General features: G+C 68.1%; 20 protein-coding genes. 14 read left to right on the forward strand and 6 right to left on the reverse strand.

Annotated elements, in window-relative coordinates:
- From G579_RS17645 to G579_RS0113195, 3 genes are all read left to right on the forward strand, one after another.
- Positions 1 to 255: transposase (locus tag G579_RS17645; protein WP_038020079.1), on the forward strand; the 255-nt coding region annotated here is incomplete at its 5' end.
- Positions 256 to 347: 92 nt separating this feature from the next.
- Positions 348 to 800, forward strand: coding sequence for a hypothetical protein (locus tag G579_RS17650; RefSeq protein WP_051181648.1), 453 nt, complete (start codon positions 348 to 350; stop codon positions 798 to 800).
- 88 nt (positions 801 to 888) lie between these two features.
- The gene (locus tag G579_RS0113195; RefSeq protein WP_038020083.1) at positions 889 to 1,398 is read left to right on the forward strand and encodes a DUF2243 domain-containing protein; all 510 of its coding nucleotides are present in this window, start codon (positions 889 to 891) and stop codon (positions 1,396 to 1,398) included.
- 30 nt (positions 1,399 to 1,428) lie between these two features.
- Here G579_RS0113195 and G579_RS0113200 read toward each other — a convergent pair whose 3' ends face one another.
- Entirely contained in the window at positions 1,429 to 2,295 is an 867-nt protein-coding gene (locus G579_RS0113200; protein WP_028990545.1) for a hypothetical protein, read from the reverse strand.
- Between the two features lie 271 nt (positions 2,296 to 2,566).
- Between G579_RS0113200 and G579_RS17655 the strand changes: the two genes are divergently transcribed.
- Positions 2,567 to 3,589, forward strand: a complete 1,023-nt coding sequence (locus tag G579_RS17655; protein ID WP_051181650.1) for a zinc-binding dehydrogenase — start codon at positions 2,567 to 2,569, stop codon at positions 3,587 to 3,589.
- A gap of 14 nt (positions 3,590 to 3,603) precedes the next feature.
- Here G579_RS17655 and G579_RS0113210 read toward each other — a convergent pair whose 3' ends face one another.
- Positions 3,604 to 4,302 (reverse strand): SDR family oxidoreductase, encoded by a 699-nt coding sequence (locus tag G579_RS0113210; protein WP_028990546.1) that lies wholly within the window; start codon positions 4,300 to 4,302, stop codon positions 3,604 to 3,606.
- Between the two features lie 172 nt (positions 4,303 to 4,474).
- On the opposite strand from G579_RS0113210, the gene G579_RS0113215 reads away from it, so the two are divergent.
- From G579_RS0113215 to alaS, 9 genes are all read left to right on the forward strand, one after another.
- The gene (locus tag G579_RS0113215; protein WP_028990547.1) at positions 4,475 to 5,410 is read left to right on the forward strand and encodes a DUF5996 family protein; all 936 of its coding nucleotides are present in this window, start codon (positions 4,475 to 4,477) and stop codon (positions 5,408 to 5,410) included.
- Positions 5,411 to 5,517: 107 nt separating this feature from the next.
- Positions 5,518 to 6,081 carry an HdeD family acid-resistance protein gene (locus G579_RS0113220; RefSeq protein ID WP_028990548.1) on the forward strand — a complete coding sequence of 188 codons (564 nt, stop codon included), beginning with the start codon at positions 5,518 to 5,520 and terminating at the stop codon, positions 6,079 to 6,081.
- A 69-nt stretch (positions 6,082 to 6,150) separates the two neighbouring features.
- Positions 6,151 to 7,248: a thiamine-phosphate kinase gene (gene thiL / locus G579_RS0113225; RefSeq protein WP_038020086.1), complete on the forward strand. Its 1,098-nt coding sequence runs from the start codon at positions 6,151 to 6,153 to the stop codon at positions 7,246 to 7,248.
- Positions 7,226 to 7,732 (forward strand): phosphatidylglycerophosphatase A family protein, encoded by a 507-nt coding sequence (locus G579_RS0113230; RefSeq protein ID WP_028990550.1) that lies wholly within the window; start codon positions 7,226 to 7,228, stop codon positions 7,730 to 7,732. The genes thiL and G579_RS0113230 overlap by 23 nt, the downstream gene beginning before the upstream one ends.
- A gap of 32 nt (positions 7,733 to 7,764) precedes the next feature.
- Entirely contained in the window at positions 7,765 to 8,583 is an 819-nt protein-coding gene (locus G579_RS19615) for a CinA family protein (RefSeq protein ID WP_269137068.1), read from the forward strand.
- On the forward strand, positions 8,567 to 9,115 hold the full coding sequence (thpR, locus tag G579_RS18390; protein WP_051181653.1) for an RNA 2',3'-cyclic phosphodiesterase: 549 nt from the start codon (positions 8,567 to 8,569) through the stop codon (positions 9,113 to 9,115). The genes G579_RS19615 and thpR overlap by 17 nt, the downstream gene beginning before the upstream one ends.
- Before the next feature lie 12 nt (positions 9,116 to 9,127).
- Positions 9,128 to 10,180: a recombinase RecA gene (gene recA, locus G579_RS0113245; protein WP_028990552.1), complete on the forward strand. Its 1,053-nt coding sequence runs from the start codon at positions 9,128 to 9,130 to the stop codon at positions 10,178 to 10,180.
- A gap of 197 nt (positions 10,181 to 10,377) precedes the next feature.
- Entirely contained in the window at positions 10,378 to 10,872 is a 495-nt protein-coding gene (locus G579_RS0113250) for a regulatory protein RecX (RefSeq protein WP_051181655.1), read from the forward strand.
- A gap of 282 nt (positions 10,873 to 11,154) precedes the next feature.
- Positions 11,155 to 13,788 carry an alanine--tRNA ligase gene (gene alaS / locus G579_RS0113255; protein WP_211218750.1) on the forward strand — a complete coding sequence of 878 codons (2,634 nt, stop codon included), beginning with the start codon at positions 11,155 to 11,157 and terminating at the stop codon, positions 13,786 to 13,788.
- 46 nt (positions 13,789 to 13,834) lie between these two features.
- Here alaS and G579_RS17670 read toward each other — a convergent pair whose 3' ends face one another.
- The 3 genes from G579_RS17670 to G579_RS0113270 form a co-directional block, all read right to left on the reverse strand.
- A complete protein-coding gene (locus G579_RS17670) occupies positions 13,835 to 14,548 on the reverse strand; it encodes a hypothetical protein (RefSeq protein ID WP_155989878.1) in 714 nt (237 codons plus the stop codon).
- 112 nt (positions 14,549 to 14,660) lie between these two features.
- Positions 14,661 to 15,134, reverse strand: coding sequence for a MerR family transcriptional regulator (locus G579_RS17675; RefSeq protein ID WP_038020091.1), 474 nt, complete (start codon positions 15,132 to 15,134; stop codon positions 14,661 to 14,663).
- A gap of 551 nt (positions 15,135 to 15,685) precedes the next feature.
- Complete coding sequence (locus G579_RS0113270) at positions 15,686 to 16,009, reverse strand: hypothetical protein (protein WP_051181659.1); 324 nt, start codon at positions 16,007 to 16,009, stop codon at positions 15,686 to 15,688.
- Positions 16,010 to 16,111: 102 nt separating this feature from the next.
- Here G579_RS0113270 and G579_RS0113275 point away from each other — a divergent pair, with 102 nt between their 5' ends.
- Positions 16,112 to 17,245 (forward strand): bactofilin family protein, encoded by a 1,134-nt coding sequence (locus tag G579_RS0113275; RefSeq protein WP_155989879.1) that lies wholly within the window; start codon positions 16,112 to 16,114, stop codon positions 17,243 to 17,245.
- Here G579_RS0113275 and G579_RS0113280 read toward each other — a convergent pair.
- Positions 17,216 to 17,974, reverse strand: a complete 759-nt coding sequence (locus tag G579_RS0113280) for a VIT1/CCC1 transporter family protein (RefSeq protein WP_028990557.1) — start codon at positions 17,972 to 17,974, stop codon at positions 17,216 to 17,218. The two genes, G579_RS0113275 and G579_RS0113280, sit on opposite strands and share 30 nt — an antisense overlap.
- Positions 17,975 to 18,046: the final 72 nt, after the last annotated feature.

Below are 18,046 nucleotides of genomic sequence, written 5' to 3' on the forward strand. Positions count from 1 at the left end.
TGCGTCATGCGTTCCAAGGTCGAACCCATGAAGGAGGTCGCCGCCATGGTCCGTCGCCACCTCGAGGGCATCGTCGCCTGGGCCCAGACCCGCCAGACCAACGGCTTCCTCGAAGCGCTCAACGGCCTGTTTCAGTCCGCCAAGCGCCGCGCTCGCGGCTTCACCCGCTTCACCACTATCAGAACCGTCATCTTCCTGATCGCCGGCAAGCTCGACTTCGCAGTGATCAACCCTCATGCCCGGCAACCCACTTGAAATTCAACAGAGCCCCTCGGTTGCATATGGCATAACGCTTTTCGCTTGATTGAGAACAGACCCTAGAAGAAACCGGCACGCTGCCGCAGCCGGTGGCTTTTGCCGGCGGCAGCTTCGCCCCCGGCCAGCCGACCACGGCGAGCTACCGTTTCGATTCCTACCGGCTCACCTATCGCTATCTCTTCCATGACGGGCCCGACTGGCGCTGGCAGGTGGGCTTTACCGCCAAGATCCGCGACGCCGAGGTGGAGTTGCGCCAAGGGGCGAACGTGGCGCGGGACAGCAACGTCGGTTTCGTGCCGCTGCTGCACCTGCACGGCGAGCGGCGCCTGGCCGAGCGCTGGCGGCTGATCCTCGACTTCGACGGCTTGGCGGCGCCGCAGGGACGGGCTCTGGATTTCGCCGCCAAGGCCGGCTACGCGCTGACGCCGCAGTGGACGCTGGCCGCCGGCTACCGGGTGCTCGAAGGCGGGGTGGACAACGACAGCGTGTACAACTTCGCCTGGCTCAATTACGCGGTGCTGTCGGCCGGCTACCGCTTTTAGCTTCCCCGCGGCCTTGGCCATTCGGCCGATCGGATCGGCCGGACCGTCTTGCTATGCTGGCCCGGTTCTTCGTCAGCGGGGGATCGCGATGGATCAGCTACAGCTGCGCAAGCGGGCGGCCACCGCCGCGGTGCTGATGGGCATCGGGCTCGGCGGCTTCGTCGACGGCATCATGCTGCATCAGGTCCTGCAGTGGCACAACATGCTGTCGTCGGTGCTGCCGCCGGTCAACATGGCGCACATGAAGGTGAACATGCTGGCGGACGGCCTCTTTCACGCGGCGAGCTGGCTGGTGACGGCCTGGGGGATCTTCCTGCTGTGGAGCGTGGCGCGCCAACCGGTGGCGTTGCCGCCCACCCGCTGGTTCATGGGTCTGCTGGCGATGGGCTGGGGCTTCTTCAATCTGGTGGAGGGGCTCATCGATCATCAGCTCCTGGGCATCCATCACGTCAAATACGCCGGGAACATGCACTGGGACGCGCCGCTCATGGCCTGGGACTATGGCTTCCTGGTCTTCGGCGGCTTGGCGCTCATCGCCCTGGGCTGGCTGTTGGCCCGGCGCAGCGGGCCGGAGGCGGTTTACGCGGGGCGGGATTGAGTTCGGCGTTGCCGGCAGAATGGCTGGACGCTAGGGCGTGGCGTCCAGGCGCAGCCGGGCCTGGGCGGCGATCTCGGGCACGCTGTCGCTGCTGAGCTTCCGCAGCAAATCCTTGCCGCAGTTGGGGTTGTATGCCACGGCCAAGCGGACCAGATACCAGGGGTCGCGGCTGAAGCGTGCCAGCTCGGCCTGGACGGTGTGGCGGTCCAGGGCGGCATAGGCCCGCTTGATGGCTGCCCGGGTGTCCTCGCGCCTGCCGGCGTGGAAGTACAGCGCGCCCGGCAGGTCGTATTCCTCCCGCTGCAGGATCCGGCGCATGTGGGCGAGATCGGGGTACTGCTTTTCCTCAGCGCTCATGGCCTGTTGCCGCTCGATGAATGCCGCGGCGTAGCGTTGCGATTCGATCACCACCGTCGGCAGGCCCCAGGCGCTGAAGTTTTCCGAAACGGCATAGCCGTCGGCCAGTTGCCAGTACAGCTTTTCGTAGCGCGGGCCGGTGCTCACCTGCCGGGTGACGGATTTGACGGACTCGCCGAATTTCTCCTGCAGGGCGGCGAGCAGGGCGGGATAGCACGGCGCCTGGGTCGCCAGGATCACCGCCATCAGCTGGTCCTGGATGAACAGGAATTCCACCCCCGAGCGGCACTCCAGCCTTTGCAGGCTGCCGTCCAGCGGGCGCAGATCGCCCGTTTTGGTGCAAACCCGTTCCGCCCGGGCCTTGTACGACGGCTCGCAGCTCAGTTCCGGCAGGCCTCGGGCAACGCGCGCGGCGAGCGCCTCTTCCGCAATGCCGAAGCCGATGCCGCCCACTTGGAACGCCGTTTCCCCGGCCATGGCGCAGGCGCTCGCGCCCAAGGCCAGAATACCTGAAAACCACAGGGACCGGATGTTCGGCATGCCTTCCTCCCGGCTTTTTCAATCATTTTCACCAGCGATAAGCATTGGTATAGCACAAATGGGAGAAAGCGCATTGTTTAAGCTGCGGATTCTGCCCGTGAAATTCAGCATGCTTGCTGGAAATCGACGTTTTTGAAAAACCTGGCCCGGCGATCGCCGTCGGGCGGCGGGCTCCAGGCCGCGCCACGCTCTGCCCGCTGGCAACAGCTACCGCCGGCCGCCGGCTGGTGCTAGATTTGGGCAACATTCATCAACGGTTGAGGAGGACAGCATGGAAGCAGTGCTCATGAAGGCGGCGGGCGGCCCGGAGGTGCTGGAACCCGGCGTGTTGCCCAAGCCGGAAATCCAGGCGCCGACCGAGGTGCGGGTGCGCCTCATGGCCATGGGGATCAATCCCTTGGATACCAAGCTGCGTCAGCGCGGCACCTTCTCCGGCCAGCTGCCGGCGGTGTTGGGCTGCGATGGCGCCGGGGTGGTGGAGGCGGTGGGGTCGGAGGTCAGCATGGTGCGTCCGGGCGACGAAGTGTTCTTTTTTCATGGCGGGCTGGGCATGGCGCAGGGCAACTACGCCGAGTACGCGGTGCTGGACCAGCGCTTCCTGGCCCACAAGCCCAAGAATGTCGGCTGGGCCGAGGCGGGCGCCGCGCCGCTGGTGTGCATCACCGCCTGGGAGGCTTTGTACGAGATCGGTCAGTTGAGCCACGGCCAGCGGGTGCTCATCCACGGCGGCGCCGGCGGCGTGGGCCACGTGGCGGTGCAGCTCGCCGCCCTGCGCGGCGCCCGTGTCTGCGCCACCGTGCGGCGGCCGGAGCAGGTGAATTTCGTGCATGGGCTCGGCGCCGAGCGCGTGATCGTCACCGAACAGGAGGACTTCGTCGCTGCCGTGCGCAGCTGGAGCCAGGGGGAGCGGGTGGCGCTGGCCCTGGATACCCAGGGCGGCGAGGTCTTTGCCCGCACTGTGGAATCGCTGGCCTACTACGGCACCCTGGTCACGCTGCTGGACGTGCCGCTGGACGCCGCCGTCTGGAAGGAGGCGCGCGTCCGCAATCTCAAGATTGGCTTCGAGCTCATGCTGACGCCGCAGCTGCGCGGCCTCGCGGCCCAGCAGGAGCGCCAGACCCGTATCCTGCGCGACTGCGCCCGCCTGATGGAGAGCGGGGTGCTCAAGCTTCGTGTCGGCGCGCGCCTGCCCTTGCGCGAGGCGGCGGAGGCGCACCGGCGGCTGGAAAGCGGCGGGCTGCTGGGCAAGGTGGTGCTCCATACCCGAGCCCTGGACGGCGAAGCCGGCGCCTGAGCGGCCTGCCGGCTTCACCAGGGAATCTCGGTGCCGTCGTAGCGAAAAAAGCGGCCCGTATCGGCGAGGGTGAAGCGCTCGATGCTGGCGCGCATGCCCAGGACGCTCTCCTCGGGCAGGAGCGGGGCATTCGGGCCGCCCATGCGGGTGCGCACCCAGCCGGGGTGCAGGATCAGCACGCCGATGCCGCGCGGGCGCAGGGCTTGGGCCAGGCCCTTCATGGCGGCATTGAGAGCGGCCTTGCTGGAGCGGTAATAGTAGCTGCCCGGCGCGGCGATGTCGGTGATGGAGCCCATGTGGCTGCCGATGGTCACCACCAGCCGCCATTCGCTGCGGGCGACATGATCGAGGAAGGCCTCGGTGACGCGTACCGCGCCCAGGGTATTGACCGCGCAGGTGCGGGCCCAGCCGTCGTAGTCCAGCAGTCCCAGCACGGGTTCAGCATACTTTTCCAGGTAGATTCCGGCGTTGTTGAGCAGGATGTCCAGCGCCACGCCCCGCAGCGCGCCGGCGAGGCTGCGGACCTGGGCCGCGTCGGTGACGTCCAGCCGGTGCAGGCTGAGCTCGGGGAGGCGGCGGGCCAGCGCCTGCAGCTCATGGGCCGCTTCGGGCTGGCGGCAGGTGGCAAGGACCCGCCAGCCGGTCTCGGCGTATTGCCGCGCCCACTCCAGGCCAAGGCCGCGATTGGCGCCGGTGATCAGGATGCTGGGCATGGAGCTTGCTCCGCGCCGCGGCCGGGCTGACCGGGCATCATGCTGCTTTAGTCCCGCCCGGCGGCCGGCGGGTTGCCGATCCTCCGTCTTTCAGCGGATTCCCTTGCGCCCGTTGGACTGCAACGCTGCAGCAATGCGGCGCGGGAGCGCCGGTCCGGCAGCGGAGGTGGGTATGGGTGAGCCTGATCCCGACGGCGACGCGGCATGGCCTGAGCTGCCGCTGCCTGCTTGGCAGGAGACCTACGCCACGCTGCACATGTGGATGCAGGTGGTCGGCAAGATCCGGCTCCGGCTGAGCCCGATGCTGAACCACTGGTGGCAGGTGCCCCTCTACGTCACCGCCCGCGGCCTCACCACTTCACCGATGCCGTACGGCGCCCGCTTCGTGCAGATCGACTTCGACTTCCTCGACCATCGGTTGCGCATCGACGCCAGCGACGGTGCTCGCCGCCAAGTGGCCCTGATGCCGCGCTCGGTGGCCGACTTCCATGCGGAACTGATGGCGGCGTTGCATTCCCTCGGCATCGAGGTGCGTATCTGGACCATGCCGGTGGAGGTGCCGGACCCCACTCCCTTCGAGCACGACCACGCCCATGCCGCCTACGACGCCGCCGCGGTGCAGCGCTTCTGGCGTGTCCTGCTGCAGGCGGAGCGCCGGCTTCAGGTGTTCCGCGCCCGCTTCCTCGGCAAGTGCAGTCCGGTGCACTTTTTCTGGGGCAGCTTCGATCTCGCCGTGACGCGCTTTTCCGGGCGGCGTGCGCCAGTGCACCCCGGCGTGCCGGGCGTGCCGGACGCCATGGTGCGTGAAGCCTATTCCCATGAGCTGAGCAGTTGCGGTTTCTGGCCCGGTGGCGGCCCAGTGCCCATGCCCGCCTTCTACAGCTACGCCTACCCCGAGCCGCCCGGCTTTCGGGCAGCGTCGCTCCGGACGGCGTCGGCCTACTACAGTCCCGATCTGGGCGAATTCATCCTGCCCTACGATGCCGTGCGCCATGCCAGGGAGCCCGGGCGGATGCTGCTGGACTTCTGCCAGGAGACCTACGAGGCGGCCGCCGAGCTCGGGCACTGGGACCGCGCCGCTCTGGAGCGCACGGCGCCAGTCTCCTGAACGTCCTCCCTTGGACGGAACCGTTCGACGAACTCGGGTCGCGCCAGGCAATCGAAACTGGAACATCGCGTCGGATCAGGTGCCGTTGAGGCACGAGGAGGCATGTGATGGAACAGTTGATGCAAAACTGGTGGCTGGTGGCGCTGCGCGGCGGGTTGGGCGTGCTGTTTGGCTTGATCGCCTTCCTGCTGCCCGGCGTCACGCTGGCGGTACTGGTGGCGTTTTTCGGCGCGTTCGCGCTGGCCGACGGCATTTTCCTGCTGTTTACCGGCCTGCGCTCGGTGCACCGGCGAGAGCGCTGGTGGGCGCTGGCCCTGCAAGGGGCCGTGGGCGTCCTGGCGGGCATCATCACCCTGCTGTGGCCGGCCATCACGGCCTTGGCGCTGCTTTTCCTGATCGCCGCCTGGGCTCTTGCCACCGGCGTGATCGAGATCGCCGCGGCCATCCGTCTGCGCAAGGAGATCCATAACGAGTGGCTGCTCGGTTTGATCGGCGCCCTGTCCGTGCTGCTCGGCGTGCTGCTGGTCGCCTTCCCGGGCGAAGGGTTGCTGGCTTGGGTATGGGCCATCGGCGCCTATGCCCTGGCGTCCGGCGTGCTGCTGCTCCTGTTCGCCTTCCGGCTGCGTCGGCTGGACCACGAAGCGCATCACGGCACCCACGCCAACGCCTGAGCGCGCACCGCGCCCCGACCGTAGCCGAACACGTGCTTTTGGGCGCCCGCTGCGGGTAAGATAGCGCCCATGTCCAGCCATGTCTCCGAATTCGGCCTCATCCGCGACATCATCGCCCGCCACGCCGGCGCCGCGCGCACGGACGTGCGCCTGGGCATCGGCGACGATGCCGCCGTGCTGGACGGGGGCTGCGGCGACGAGGAGCTGGTGGCGACCATGGACACGCTGGTGGCGGGCAGGCACTTCTTCGCCGATATGGACGCCGCGGCCCTGGGCCACAAAGCGCTGGCGGTGAATCTGAGCGATCTGGCGGCCATGGGCGCCACGCCGACCTGGGGACTGCTCAGCCTGGCCCTGCCGGACGCGCCGCCGCCCGGCCATGAGCGGCACTGGCCGGCGGCCTGGCTGGCGGCCTTCATGGGTGGCTTGGATGCGCTGGCCCGCCGGCACGACTTCGCCCTGGTGGGCGGCGACACCGTGGGCACCGACGGTCCCCTGCAGCTCAGCATCACCGCCCTGGGTCGGGTGCCGGCGGGACGGGCGCTGGGCCGACGCGGCGCCCGTCCCGGAGATTGGATCTGGGTTTCCGGCACCCTGGGCGACGCGGCGCTGGCCCTGCACCTGGCCTTCGCCGAGCGCGGCCGCGGGCCCGACCTGCCGCTGGCCCTGTCGGCGGCGGAGCGGGCTTGGCTGCAGGCGCGCCTGGAGCGGCCCGAGCCGCAGGTGGCCCTGGGCCGGCGGCTGCGCGACAGCGGCCTGGCGCACGCCATGGCCGACATCTCCGACGGCCTGCTGGCCGACCTCGGCCACATCCTGGCTGCCTCCGATGCCCGCGCCCGCGTCGACCTGGAGCACCTGCCCCTGAGCACGCCCCTGCGGCGCCTGGCCGCCGCCGATCCGGCGCTGGCGCGGCAACTGGCCCTGAGCGAAGGCGATGACTACGCGTTATGCGTGGTGGCGGCGCCGGCGCTGGCGGCGCACTTGGCCGAGCTGCAAGACGGCTTGCCGCCGGCGGCGCGGCTGACCTGCATCGGCGAGATCACCGCGGCCGGCGAGGCGCCGGGCGACCCCTTGGCCGATCCGCACTCGCTCATCACCCTGCACGCGGACGGACATCCCGTGCCGCTGCCCGCCCGCCTGGGGCATGAGCACTTTGCCGCGTCCTAGCCATTGGGCCCACTGGCTCGCCACCGGCCTCGGCAGCGGCCTGTCGCCCTGGATGCCGGGCACCGTGGGCACGCTCACCGCCATTCCTCTCTATCTCCTGCTGCAGCCCCACTGGCTGCTCTACACCATGGTGCTGGTCGCCATGATCGCGGTCGGCCCCTGGCTCTGCACCCGCACCGCCCTCGACTTCGGCGGGGTCTATACGATCAACGGCTTCGGCCGCGCCAAGCTGGAAAGCGATCACCAGGCCATCGTCTGGGACGAGTGGGTGGGACTGCTCATCACCCTGTGGCTGGTGCCCTACAGCCCGCTGCATCTGCTGCTGGGTTTTCTGATTTTCCGCTTTTACGACATGGTCAAGCCCTGGCCCATCTCCTGGGTGGATCGCCACGTGCACGGCGGCTTCGGCGCCATGCTGGACGACATCCTGGCCGGGGTGGCCGCCGCCGCCACTTTGCAATTGGGTCTACACTACTGGTCATGAATGCCGTCATCTTTTTGCCGCCGCAGCAGGTCATGGCCGCACCGCTGGCCCAGCGCCTAGCTGCCCGCCTGCGCCTGGCCGGTGCTGCCTGCCGCATCGAACTGACGGCGCAACTGCCCATGCCGCACGAGGACGCCTGGCACATCGCCCTGGGGGAGTTTCCCGGACTCGGGCGCTGGCTGGACGGCAATGCGACGAAGATTGCCCTGTCGCCGCTGGATTGGCCGGCCCTGCAAGCCTTTTGCGACGCCCATTTCCCGCTGCGCGAGCCGGTCTACACCGTATTGGCCGACCGCTGCGAGGCGGGCCAGGCCGTGCTGCCCGGGGAGTTCTGGTCGACGGCGCCGCTGCCGGGAGCCCTGGCGCTACAGGCGGCGCCGCCCGAATGGGCCCTTGGCCAAGCCTTGCTGGCCGCGCGGGCCCGCCTGGCGGTGGCGGAGTCGTGCACCGGCGGCGGGCTGGCGGCACGGCTGACGGATCTGCCCGGCTCCTCGGCCTACTTCGACCGCGGCTTCGTCACCTACAGCAATGCGGCCAAGATCGCGCTGCTGGACGTGCGCGAGGAGACGCTGGCACGAACGGGCGCCGTCAGCGAGGCGACGGCGCTGGAGATGCTGCGCGGCGCCTTGGGCCACGGCGACTTGGCTGTCGCCATCACCGGCATCGCCGGCCCGGGCGGCGCCGCGCCCGGCAAGCCGGTGGGCACGGTCTGCATCGCCTGGGGCCGGCGCGGCGGCGCGGTGGCGGCGGACACTTTCCATTTCCCGGGCGACCGCCTGGCGGTGCGCCACGCCGCCGGCAGCGTCGCCCTCGGCCGGCTGCTGGAGCTGCTGCATGGGCGGCCCGGGTAACTACTTCATCGCCGCCTGGCTGCCGGCCGACCTGCGCCGGCGCGTGCTGGCCGAGGTCCTGCCGCAGATGGATCTGCAGCGCGCCGCACCGAGCGGCCTCTTTCTGGAAATGCCCGGCCGCTGGCACCTGACCCTGCGTTATCTCGGGCCCGTGCAGGCGGATCTCCTGCCCCCTCTGCAGGCTGGCCTGGCGGCGCTCTGCACGAGACAGTTTCCTGTTTTGCTGCAATTGGATACAATAGGCAAGTTTAAGGAGGGGCGCGTCTGCTGGCTGGGGTCGAAAACAGTGCCGGAGGCCCTGGAAAAGTTCATGGGTGGCTTGAACGAAACCTTGTTGCAGCATGGTTTTGCTCTTGAAAAAAGGCCATTTAATCCCCATATAACCCTGGTTCGCGCACCGCGCCCTTGGCCATGCAAGAAAAGCCCCGTGGCGGCGCTCGGGTGGACCATCGATCATTGCAGTTTGGTGCAATCGCGGAATGGACAATACCGACCCGTGGCCTCCTGGGCTTTCGGGGGCGGGTCGACATAGGAGAAACGAGCAATGGATGATCAGAAGCAAAAAGCCCTGCAGATGGCGCTGGGCCAGATCGACAAGCAGTTCGGCAAGGGCGCCATCATGCGGCTGGGCGACCAGAAGGCGGTCAAGGACATCCAGGTCTATTCCACGGGCTCCCTGGCCCTGGATCTGGCCCTGGGCGTGGGCGGCCTGCCGCGCGGCCGCATCGTCGAGATCTACGGGCCAGAGTCGTCCGGCAAGACCACCCTGGCCCTGCACGCCATCGCCAGCTGCCAGGCGCAGGGCGGGGTGGCGGCCTTCATCGACGCCGAGCACGCGCTCGATCCGGCTTACGCCCAGAAGCTCGGGGTGAATCTGGACGACCTGCTGATTTCCCAGCCGGATACCGGCGAGCAGGCCCTGGAAATCGCCGACATGCTGGTGCGCTCCGGCGCGGTGGATCTCGTGGTGGTGGATTCGGTGGCGGCGCTGACGCCCAAGGCGGAAATCGAGGGCGACATGGGCGATTCCCACATGGGCCTGCAGGCGCGCCTGATGAGCCAAGCGCTGCGCAAGCTCACCGGCAACATTTCCCGCACCAACACGTTGGTGATCTTCATCAACCAGATCCGCATGAAGATCGGCGTCATGTTCGGCAACCCGGAAACCACCACCGGCGGCAACGCGCTCAAGTTCTACGCCTCCGTGCGCATGGACATCCGCCGCATCGGCGCCATCAAGAAGGCCGACGAGGTGATCGGCAACGCCACCCGCGTCAAGGTGGTCAAGAACAAGGTGGCGCCGCCTTTCCGCGAGGCCGAGTTCGACGTGCTCTACGGCGAGGGCGTGTCCAAGGCCGGCGAGCTGGTGGACCTGGGCGTCAAGTTCAACATCATCGAGAAGAGCGGCGCCTGGTACAGCTACAATGGCGAGCGCATCGGCCAGGGCCGCGACAACGTGCGCGAGCTGCTGAAGAGCAAGCCCGAGCTGGCCCAGGATATCGAGAACAAGATCCGCGCGGCGGCCTCCAACAAGCCGCTGTCCCCGGTCGAGCCGGTCGGTGCCGATGTGGACGAAGACGACTTGGTCGAGATCTGAACCCCGACCCGCCCGCCCTCGTGGCGGGCGTTTTGTTTCAGGCCAAGCCGAGAGCCCAAGCGATGCAGCATGGATGGGTTTCCCGGGCCAGGTGCGGGCGGGGCGCGGAGCGGCGTTGGATGGCATCGAGGCATAGCGCCGCCAGGACCGCAACGCTGCATCGAGGTCACAGACCCATGGATGAGATGGACTCTCCGATGGACTCCTCCGGGGGCGGCGGACAAAGCCCGCCCATGACGCCCGCCGAGGCCAGGCAGCGCGCCCTGGGCTGGCTGGCGCGGCGTGAGCACAGCGAGCAGGAGCTGCGCCGCAAGCTGGCCCGCCTGGACTGCCCGGCGCCGGTGATCGACGCCGTGGCGGCCGAACTGGTGGCCGAGGGCTTGCTGAGTGACGAACGCTTCGCCGAGATGCTGTCCCGCACGCGCTTCGGGCGCGGCTTCGGCCCGGCGCGGGTGCGGGCCGAGCTGCGCCAGAAGGGCGTGGACGAGGATACCATCGCCGCCTATGCCAAGCTCGGCCAGGCTCAGATGCTGCGCCAGGCCCGTGAGGCCCTGAAGAAGCGCTTCGGCAGCCTGCCGGCGCGCGACCTCAAAGGCCGCGCCCAGCGCGCCCGCTTCCTGGCCTACAAGGGCTTTCCCGCGGACGTGATCTTCCGGGTGCTGGATGCCGATGATGGGGAGGGCTGCGACTAGCGCCCCTTATCGCCTGATCGCCTGCCTGGCCAGCTGCGACGCAAGTGTAGGAGCGAGCTTGCTCGCGATCACGGTGCCGATAGTGGCAAGATCGCGAGCAAGCTCGCTCCTACAGTCCCGTGGACCCGCCCGGTCCGGCCCACCCCTGTCCTTGCTCCCGCCAATCCAGTAAGATGCGCACGGGCTGCCGCCCGTTGGCAAGCGTTGCCAAATTTAGAGCCAGTTCATAAACTGGTTCATTGCCCGAAAATTACCGACCGCAACCGCTACCAGAGTCTACCTATGATGCGCGCCGCCGAGATACGCCGAAGTTTCCTCGAGTTCTTCGCCAGCCAAGGCCACGAGATCGTGCCCTCGAGCCCGCTCGTGCCCCGGAACGACCCGACCCTGCTCTTCACCAATGCCGGCATGGTGCAGTTCAAGGACGTCTTTCTCGGGCTGGACAAGCGCGACAATCCGCGCGCGGTGAGCGTGCAGCGCTGCATGCGCGCCGGCGGCAAGCACAACGACCTGGAGAACGTCGGCTACACCGCCCGCCATCACACCTTCTTCGAGATGCTGGGCAACTTCTCCTTCGGCGACTACTTCAAGCGCGACGCCATCCGCTTTGCCTGGACGCTGCTCACCGACGTGTTCAAATTGCCGCCCGAGCGGCTGTGGGTGACGGTCTTCGAGGAGGACGCGGAGGCGGCTGACATCTGGCTCAAGGAAATCGGCGTGGACCCGGCGCGCTTCTCGCGCATCGGCGCCAAGGACAACTTCTGGAGCATGGGCGACACCGGCCCCTGCGGCCCCTGTTCCGAGATCTTCTACGACCATGGTCCCCACATCCCCGGCGGCCCGCCCGGCAGCCCGGACGAGGACGGCGACCGCTATGTGGAAATCTGGAACCTGGTCTTCATGCAGTACGATCGCGACGCCAGCGGCAAGCTCACGCCGTTGCCCAAGCCGTCGGTGGACACGGGCATGGGCCTGGAGCGGTTGGCCGCCGTGCTGCAGGGCGTGCACAACAACTACGACACCGATCTCTTCCAGCCGCTCATCCAGGCGGCGGCGCAGCTGGCCGGCCGGCGCTACGGCGACGATCCGAAGATGGACGTGAGCCTGCGCGTGCTGGCCGACCACATCCGCGCCTGCAGCTTCCTGATCACCGACGGCGTCATGCCATCCAACGAGGGGCGCGGCTACGTGCTGCGGCGCATCATCCGCCGCGCCATCCGCCATGGCCACAAGCTCGGCCTGCGCGACACCTTCTTTTACAGGCTAGTCGCCCCCCTGTGCGAGCACATGGGCGAGGCCTACCCCGAACTCGTGGCCGCCCGCCAGGACGTGGAGCGGGTGCTGACCCTGGAAGAGGAACGCTTCAACGAGACCCTGGAGCTGGGCCTCAAGCACCTGGACGACGTGATCGCCCAGATGGGCGGCACGATCATTCCCGGCGACGCGGTGTTCAAGCTCTACGACACCTACGGCTTCCCCGTGGATCTCACCGCCGACATTGCCCGCGAGCGCGGCCTTGCGGTGGACGAGGCGGGCTTCGAGGCGGCCATGGCCGAGCAGAAGAGCCGCTCCCGCGCCGCCTGGGCCGGCAGCGGCGAGGTCAAATCCGAGAAGGTCTACCACGACCTGCGGGCGCGCATGCAGCCGGTGGAGTTCCTCGGCTACGAGCGCCTCGACGCCGAGGCCGCCGTCGTGGCTTTGCTGCGCGACGGCGAGCCGGTGGAGCGCCTGCGCGCCGGCGAGGCGGGCGTGGTGGTGCTCGATCGCACGCCCTTCTACGGCGAATCCGGCGGCCAGGTGGGCGACCAGGGCGCACTCTTGTGGGACGGCGGCCGCTTCGCCGTGGACAACACGCAAAAGCCGCTGCCCGATCTCATCACCCACCTGGGCACGCTGGAGGCGGGCGAACTGCGCATCGGCGACCGGGTGACGGCCCACGTGGACGAGGCCGCGCGCCTGGACACCGCCTACAACCATTCCGCCACCCACTTGCTGCACGAGGCGCTGAAGCGGGTGCTGGGAGCGCACGTCAAGCAGATGGGCTCGCTCGTCATGCCCGAGCGCCTGCGCTTCGACTTCGCCCACTTCACCGCCATGACCCCCGATGAGCTGACGGCGGTGGAGGACCTCGTCAACGCCGAGATCCGCGCCAATGCCGACGCCGAAACCGCGGTCATGGCCCTGGAGGAGGCGATGGCCAGCGGCGCGGCGGCGCTCTTTGGCGAGAAGTACGGCGAGGAGGTGCGCGTGGTGCGCATGGGCGGCTTCTCCAGCGAGCTGTGCGGCGGCACCCATGTGCGCCGGGTCGGCGACATCGGCCTTTTCCGCATCGTCAGCGAGGGCGGGGTGGCCGCCGGCGTGCGCCGCATCGAGGCGGTGACCGGCCGCCACGCGCTGGCCTACGTGCGCGAGCGCGAGACGGCCCTGCGCCAGGTGGCCGAACTCATGAAGGCCACGCCCCAGGACGCCGCCAAGCGCCTGGAAGGGTTGCTGGAGCAGAACCGCCAGCTCGAAAAGGAGCTGGAGCAGCTCAAGGCCAAATCCGCCGCCAGCCAGGGCGCCAGCCTCGCCGAGCAGGCCCGCGAGGTGAAGGGCATCAAGGTGCTGGCGGCGCGGCTCGAAGGGGCCGATGCCAAGACCCTGCGCAGCACCCTGGATCAGCTCAAGGACAAGCTGGGCAGCGCCGCCATCGTCCTGGCCGCGGTGGAAGGGGAGAAGGTCAGCCTGGTGGCAGGGGTGAGCAAGGATCTCACCGACCGCATCAAGGCCGGCGAACTGGTCAATGTGGTCGCCGCGCCGCTGGGCGGCAAGGGCGGCGGCCGCCCCGACATGGCCCAAGCCGGCGGCAGCCATCCCGACAAGCTGCCCGATGCCCTGGCGCAGGTGCCGGGCTGGGTGGAGAGCCGGTTGGGCTGAAGCCCGCCTTGTCTTGTCCGTCTGGCCGGATGGCCGACTTTGCTGTTCAGGTTTTTGTGGTGCCTTGACCCGGCGGGGCGTTTGTCGCTTCGGCGCGATGCCAGCCATGATCCAACATCAGGCGGCAGGCCGCATCGTCGAAAACGAAGCAGCCATGCGCTTGCGTCCGGTTCGCTGCCAGCGCGGCGGCATCCGCTGCCTCCAGCAAGCGCTGCAGGCAGAGCCCCAGGGCGCTGCTGCGTGTATAGTCCAGCCCGATGGCGCGCCAGTTTCGGCGCGCCATCGGCAGGCCCTGTGCCCCCAGTTCGTAAAAGCGCGCGACCAGCGCAGTGCGCAGTTCGACATGGCCGAACCGCTCACTGAGGTAGACGATCTTTTCCGCATTGGTGCCGATGCCCGGCGGCAGCAACCGAAGCAGGCTATCCGGCAGGAATTCCTCCAGCGGCGCGCCGAGCACGCGGCCTTGCATCAGGTCCTCGTCCACCATCTGTTCATAATCCGGCCGGATGTCCGAGCCGGTGCGCACAGCCAGTTGCGCCAAGGCCATCGCCTCAGCGCGATGGCCGCTGGGGCGGAATCCGCTCACGAAATGGTCCAGCATGTCGTGTATCAGCACCGAAGTCGGGATCCGGCCGCCGTGATAGGCGGTGCTGGCAATGATTTCCGGATCATCCAGGGTCACATCCAGCTTCCAACCTCGAGCACCGAAGCCGTCCGGCCAAGTGCGCCGGTAGGTGACAGGTATTGCAACCGGTTGCATCGTGATTCCTCCTAGATTTCGGGCTGACATGGAAAAGCTGTGCGGCCGCACAACCTGAATCGATTCTGGATCCGGTGCGGCGCCCATCCCGCGCTGCTTCGCTGGATGTCCTTCACTCCTTCTGATCCCAGATCAAGTGGAGCAAGGATGCTTGCTCCATTCCCTGGGCCACGGGACAGCTGGCGCAGTCCTTGCGCGTAGGAGGGCGCTGGCAGCCGAAGCACTGATGCACCAGCGCCTCGGCGCGTGCGATCTCCTGCTCCAAAGTCTCATAAGCGCGCCGCCTTTCCTCGGCTTCGGTGCGCATCGTGGCAAGCAACGCCGCCACCCGGCGACTGGCCTCGTCACCGCTGCGGCTCTGGGGCCGCGTGGTTGCCAAGCGATGAATCTCTTTCAGCGGAACGCCCAAGCGGGCCAGGTGCAGAATGACCTCAAAGCGCGCCACATCGGCTTCTGCGTACCGTCGCGTACCCTTCTCAGTGCGCGTTGCCGCTATCAGACCCTGCTCTTCATAGAAGCGCAGCGTACGTGCGGTGGTGCCCAGGCGCCGGGCGACATCGCCGATCTTGTAGAGTACTTCTGTCATGCTGGCGGCTCGGACTGTTTCTGGATACAGCAGCACCCGCCGATCCCGCTGCAGCTGCTGAGCGCCTGATTCAGGGGGGTGATGGATCGAGGACGGCAGATGCCGCGCATGCCCATCTTGTGTGCATTTTCCATGATTCGCCTCCGGATCTATTTTTACATTTTACGTGAACGTAAATTTATTTGGATCCCATGTCTATGTAAAGTCACTGGGCTCCGCAATCATCACATGTGTGTATCTGGTGTGGATTTGGCGGGTGGACACCAGCCGATCATTTATTTTGTGCCATTTGGCTGAACTGATGGCGGCGTGAGCGCGATGGACAGTGTCCAGTGGTGTTTGTGGAGAGCGTGAGTCGCCTGAAGGGAACGATTGTGCCGCTGTCCGGCCGGGGTGAGGGGAAGTGCACCGTTCACATGTGCCAAAAGATGAATTGGAATTTTCGAGAGCGTTCTCAGCATCGCCCACTGCATGGCCGATGTCCACGCCCGCGGATGTCGAAAAACCAAGCGGCGCAGGATCGCTCCTGCGCCGCTTTGCCGTTTCAGGTATCAACGCCGCTGCAGGTCGTGCTTCTGCCAGTAGATGTGTCGGTTGCTGCGATCCAGGTGACGGTCGAGGGCGAGCCGTTCGCGCCGGGTGAGGCGGCCGTCGGCCAGGAAGTTGTGCTCGAGATGGCGGATGCGAGCCTGTTCCCGATACAAGGCGCGGCCCTCGCGGGGTGTGAGTGCGCCGCTGTGCATTCCCTGCTGGATGCGGTGCTGCTGCATGGCCTCGCGCTGGTCGACCCAGGGGCTGCCGCTGTGGGCCAGGGCCGGGCCGGCCGCGGCGGCGCTCATGAACAGCAGGCTGGCGGTCAAAAGGATCTTGTGCATGGAATACCTCCTATAATTATGGAGAACAGGCGACGTCGCCTGACTGGACAACGCGGCGGCGGTGGTTGCGGTTGACCGGCGAGCCGGCGGCACGGAGGGGGTATGGACAAGCGATGGCTATGGATGAGCCTGCTGGCGTTGTGGACCCTGCTGGCCGCGCGGCCGGCGGCGGCCCAGGCACCGGAGCCGGTGCCCGCCGATGACGTGTACGTGGCCGGCGGCGATGTCGTGCTGCCCGGCGAGGTGGCGGGGGACGCAGTGGCCGCCGGCCGGCGCGTCAGCGTCGGCCCGCTGGTGCGCGGCGACGCCATCCTGGCCGGCGGCTCGGTGGTGATCGGCGGGCAGGTCCTCGACGACGTGCGCGCCGCGGGCGGCGAGGTGCTCGTCAACGGCCCGGTGGGTGACGACTTGATCGCCGCCGGCGGTCGGGTCCGGCTGGCGCCGGGAGCCCGGGTCGGCGGGCGCGCCTGGCTGGCGGGCGGGGAGGTGGAGGTCGCCGGCGACGTGGGCCGCGAATTGCGCGCGGCGGCGGGGCGCGTGCGCCTCGGCGGGCGGGTGCAGGGCAACGTGGAGTTGGCCGCCGAGGAGGTGGAAATCCTGTCCACCGCCCGCGTCGCGGGCAATCTCACCTACCGCAGCGCGCGGCCCGCGCGCATCGCGCCGGGCGCGCAGATCGCCGGCCGGATCACCCACATCCGCACCGAGCCGTCCGAAACGGCGTTGCGCACCGGGGTCGTGGCCTCCGGCATCGTTTTCATCGTCGGTCTGGCGTTGGCCGGCAGCGTGCTCTTCCTGCTCCTGCCCGGCATCACCCTGAGCGCCGCCCGCACCATCGGCAGCGATCCCTGGCGCAGCCTGGCCCTCGGCTTTGCGCTGCTGGTGAGCATCCCGTTTCTGGCCGTCCTGCTCATGGTGACCGTCATCGGCATTCCGCTGGGGCTGGTGCTCCTTGCCCTCTATCCCGTCATGCTGCTGCTCGGTTTTCTGGCGGCCGCGTTTTTCCTCGGCGACGCGGGCCTGCGCCGGCTGCGGCGCCCGCCGTCGAAGGGACTGCAGCTTGGCGCCTTCATCGGGGCCCTGGTGCTGCTGGCCCTGCTCAGCCAGGTACCGGGCGTGGGCGGCCTGGTCGCCTTTCTGGCCCTGCTCTTCGGGCTGGGGGCCTGGGGCCTGCGCCTCTACCGCGCCCTTGATCCCCCGCGTGCCGGTTCAGGCGCCGGCGATGTCCTGCAGCCATAGTCCGACGAGGTAGGCCAAGGCAGCCGCGCCGCCGCCGACGAGCAGGGTCTCCAAGCCGGCGCGCAGCAGGGGACGCTTGAGCACCAGGCCCTTGAGCAGGCCGATGCTGAAGAAGGCGGTGGCAGTGGCGCCGGCACTGACGTAGAACTTGCCCTGCGGGCTGAGCGGCAGCGGCAGCACGAACGGCAGGAGCGGGATCAGGCCGGCCAGGAAAAAGCCAGTGAAGGTGGCCAGCGCCGATTTGAGCGGCGCTGGGCCCCGGGTCTGCAGGCCCAGTTCCTCGGTCAGCATGGTGTCGACCCAGCGCTGGCGGTTGCGGGTGATGATGCGGACGATCTCTTCGAGCACGGACCCGTGAAAGCCCTTGTCGGCGAAGATCTGGCGGATTTCCTCCCGCTCGCCCTCGGGCACGCGCTCGATGTGCAGCTCCTCCATGCGCCGGGCCTGGTCGAGCAGTTCCCGCTCGCTCTTGCTGCGCTGGTAGTTGCTGACGGCCATGCTGAAGCCATCGGCCAGCAGATTGGCCAGACCCAGGACCAAAGCGACGCGGTTGGACAGGCTGGCGCCCTGCACCCCGGCCACCACGGCGAAGGTGGTCACGCAACCGTCGATGGCGCCGAGGACGGTGTCGCCCAGGTGACTTTGCCGCCTGCCCGCCGCCAGGCGGGCGCGAATGGCCGCCGGCCGGTGCTGTGCTTCGAGTTCATCACCGCTTTGGACTACACTCATAGAGTCTCCGGACCGGTCGCTGAGCTTTGGCGGCGCAATGATGCAGTGTAGCAACGCCAGCGCAAAAATGAA

The organism is Thermithiobacillus tepidarius DSM 3134 (assembly GCF_000423825.1).
Lineage (GTDB): Bacteria > Pseudomonadota > Gammaproteobacteria > Acidithiobacillales > Thermithiobacillaceae > Thermithiobacillus > Thermithiobacillus tepidarius.

Bases quoted from the DNA above. Each gene is read 5' to 3' on its own strand.
- G579_RS0113195 (WP_038020083.1), top strand. From the start codon at position 889: ATGGATCAGCTACAGCTGCGCAAGCGGGCGGCCACCGCCGCGGTGCTG.
- G579_RS0113200 (WP_028990545.1), bottom strand. From the start codon at position 2,295: ATGCCGAACATCCGGTCCCTGTGGTTTTCAGGTATTCTGGCCTTGGGC.
- G579_RS17655 (WP_051181650.1), top strand. From the start codon at position 2,567: ATGGAAGCAGTGCTCATGAAGGCGGCGGGCGGCCCGGAGGTGCTGGAA.
- G579_RS0113210 (WP_028990546.1), bottom strand. From the start codon at position 4,302: ATGCCCAGCATCCTGATCACCGGCGCCAATCGCGGCCTTGGCCTGGAG.
- G579_RS0113215 (WP_028990547.1), top strand. From the start codon at position 4,475: ATGGGTGAGCCTGATCCCGACGGCGACGCGGCATGGCCTGAGCTGCCG.
- G579_RS0113220 (WP_028990548.1), top strand. From the start codon at position 5,518: ATGGAACAGTTGATGCAAAACTGGTGGCTGGTGGCGCTGCGCGGCGGG.
- thiL (WP_038020086.1), top strand. From the start codon at position 6,151: ATGTCCAGCCATGTCTCCGAATTCGGCCTCATCCGCGACATCATCGCC.
- G579_RS0113230 (WP_028990550.1), top strand. From the start codon at position 7,226: ATGAGCACTTTGCCGCGTCCTAGCCATTGGGCCCACTGGCTCGCCACC.
- G579_RS19615 (WP_269137068.1), top strand. From the start codon at position 7,765: ATGGCCGCACCGCTGGCCCAGCGCCTAGCTGCCCGCCTGCGCCTGGCC.
- thpR (WP_051181653.1), top strand. From the start codon at position 8,567: ATGGGCGGCCCGGGTAACTACTTCATCGCCGCCTGGCTGCCGGCCGAC.
- recA (WP_028990552.1), top strand. From the start codon at position 9,128: ATGGATGATCAGAAGCAAAAAGCCCTGCAGATGGCGCTGGGCCAGATC.
- G579_RS0113250 (WP_051181655.1), top strand. From the start codon at position 10,378: ATGGACTCCTCCGGGGGCGGCGGACAAAGCCCGCCCATGACGCCCGCC.
- alaS (WP_211218750.1), top strand. From the start codon at position 11,155: ATGATGCGCGCCGCCGAGATACGCCGAAGTTTCCTCGAGTTCTTCGCC.
- G579_RS17670 (WP_155989878.1), bottom strand. From the start codon at position 14,548: ATGCAACCGGTTGCAATACCTGTCACCTACCGGCGCACTTGGCCGGAC.
- G579_RS17675 (WP_038020091.1), bottom strand. From the start codon at position 15,134: ATGACAGAAGTACTCTACAAGATCGGCGATGTCGCCCGGCGCCTGGGC.
- G579_RS0113270 (WP_051181659.1), bottom strand. From the start codon at position 16,009: ATGCACAAGATCCTTTTGACCGCCAGCCTGCTGTTCATGAGCGCCGCC.
- G579_RS0113275 (WP_155989879.1), top strand. From the start codon at position 16,112: ATGGACAAGCGATGGCTATGGATGAGCCTGCTGGCGTTGTGGACCCTG.
- G579_RS0113280 (WP_028990557.1), bottom strand. From the start codon at position 17,974: ATGAGTGTAGTCCAAAGCGGTGATGAACTCGAAGCACAGCACCGGCCG.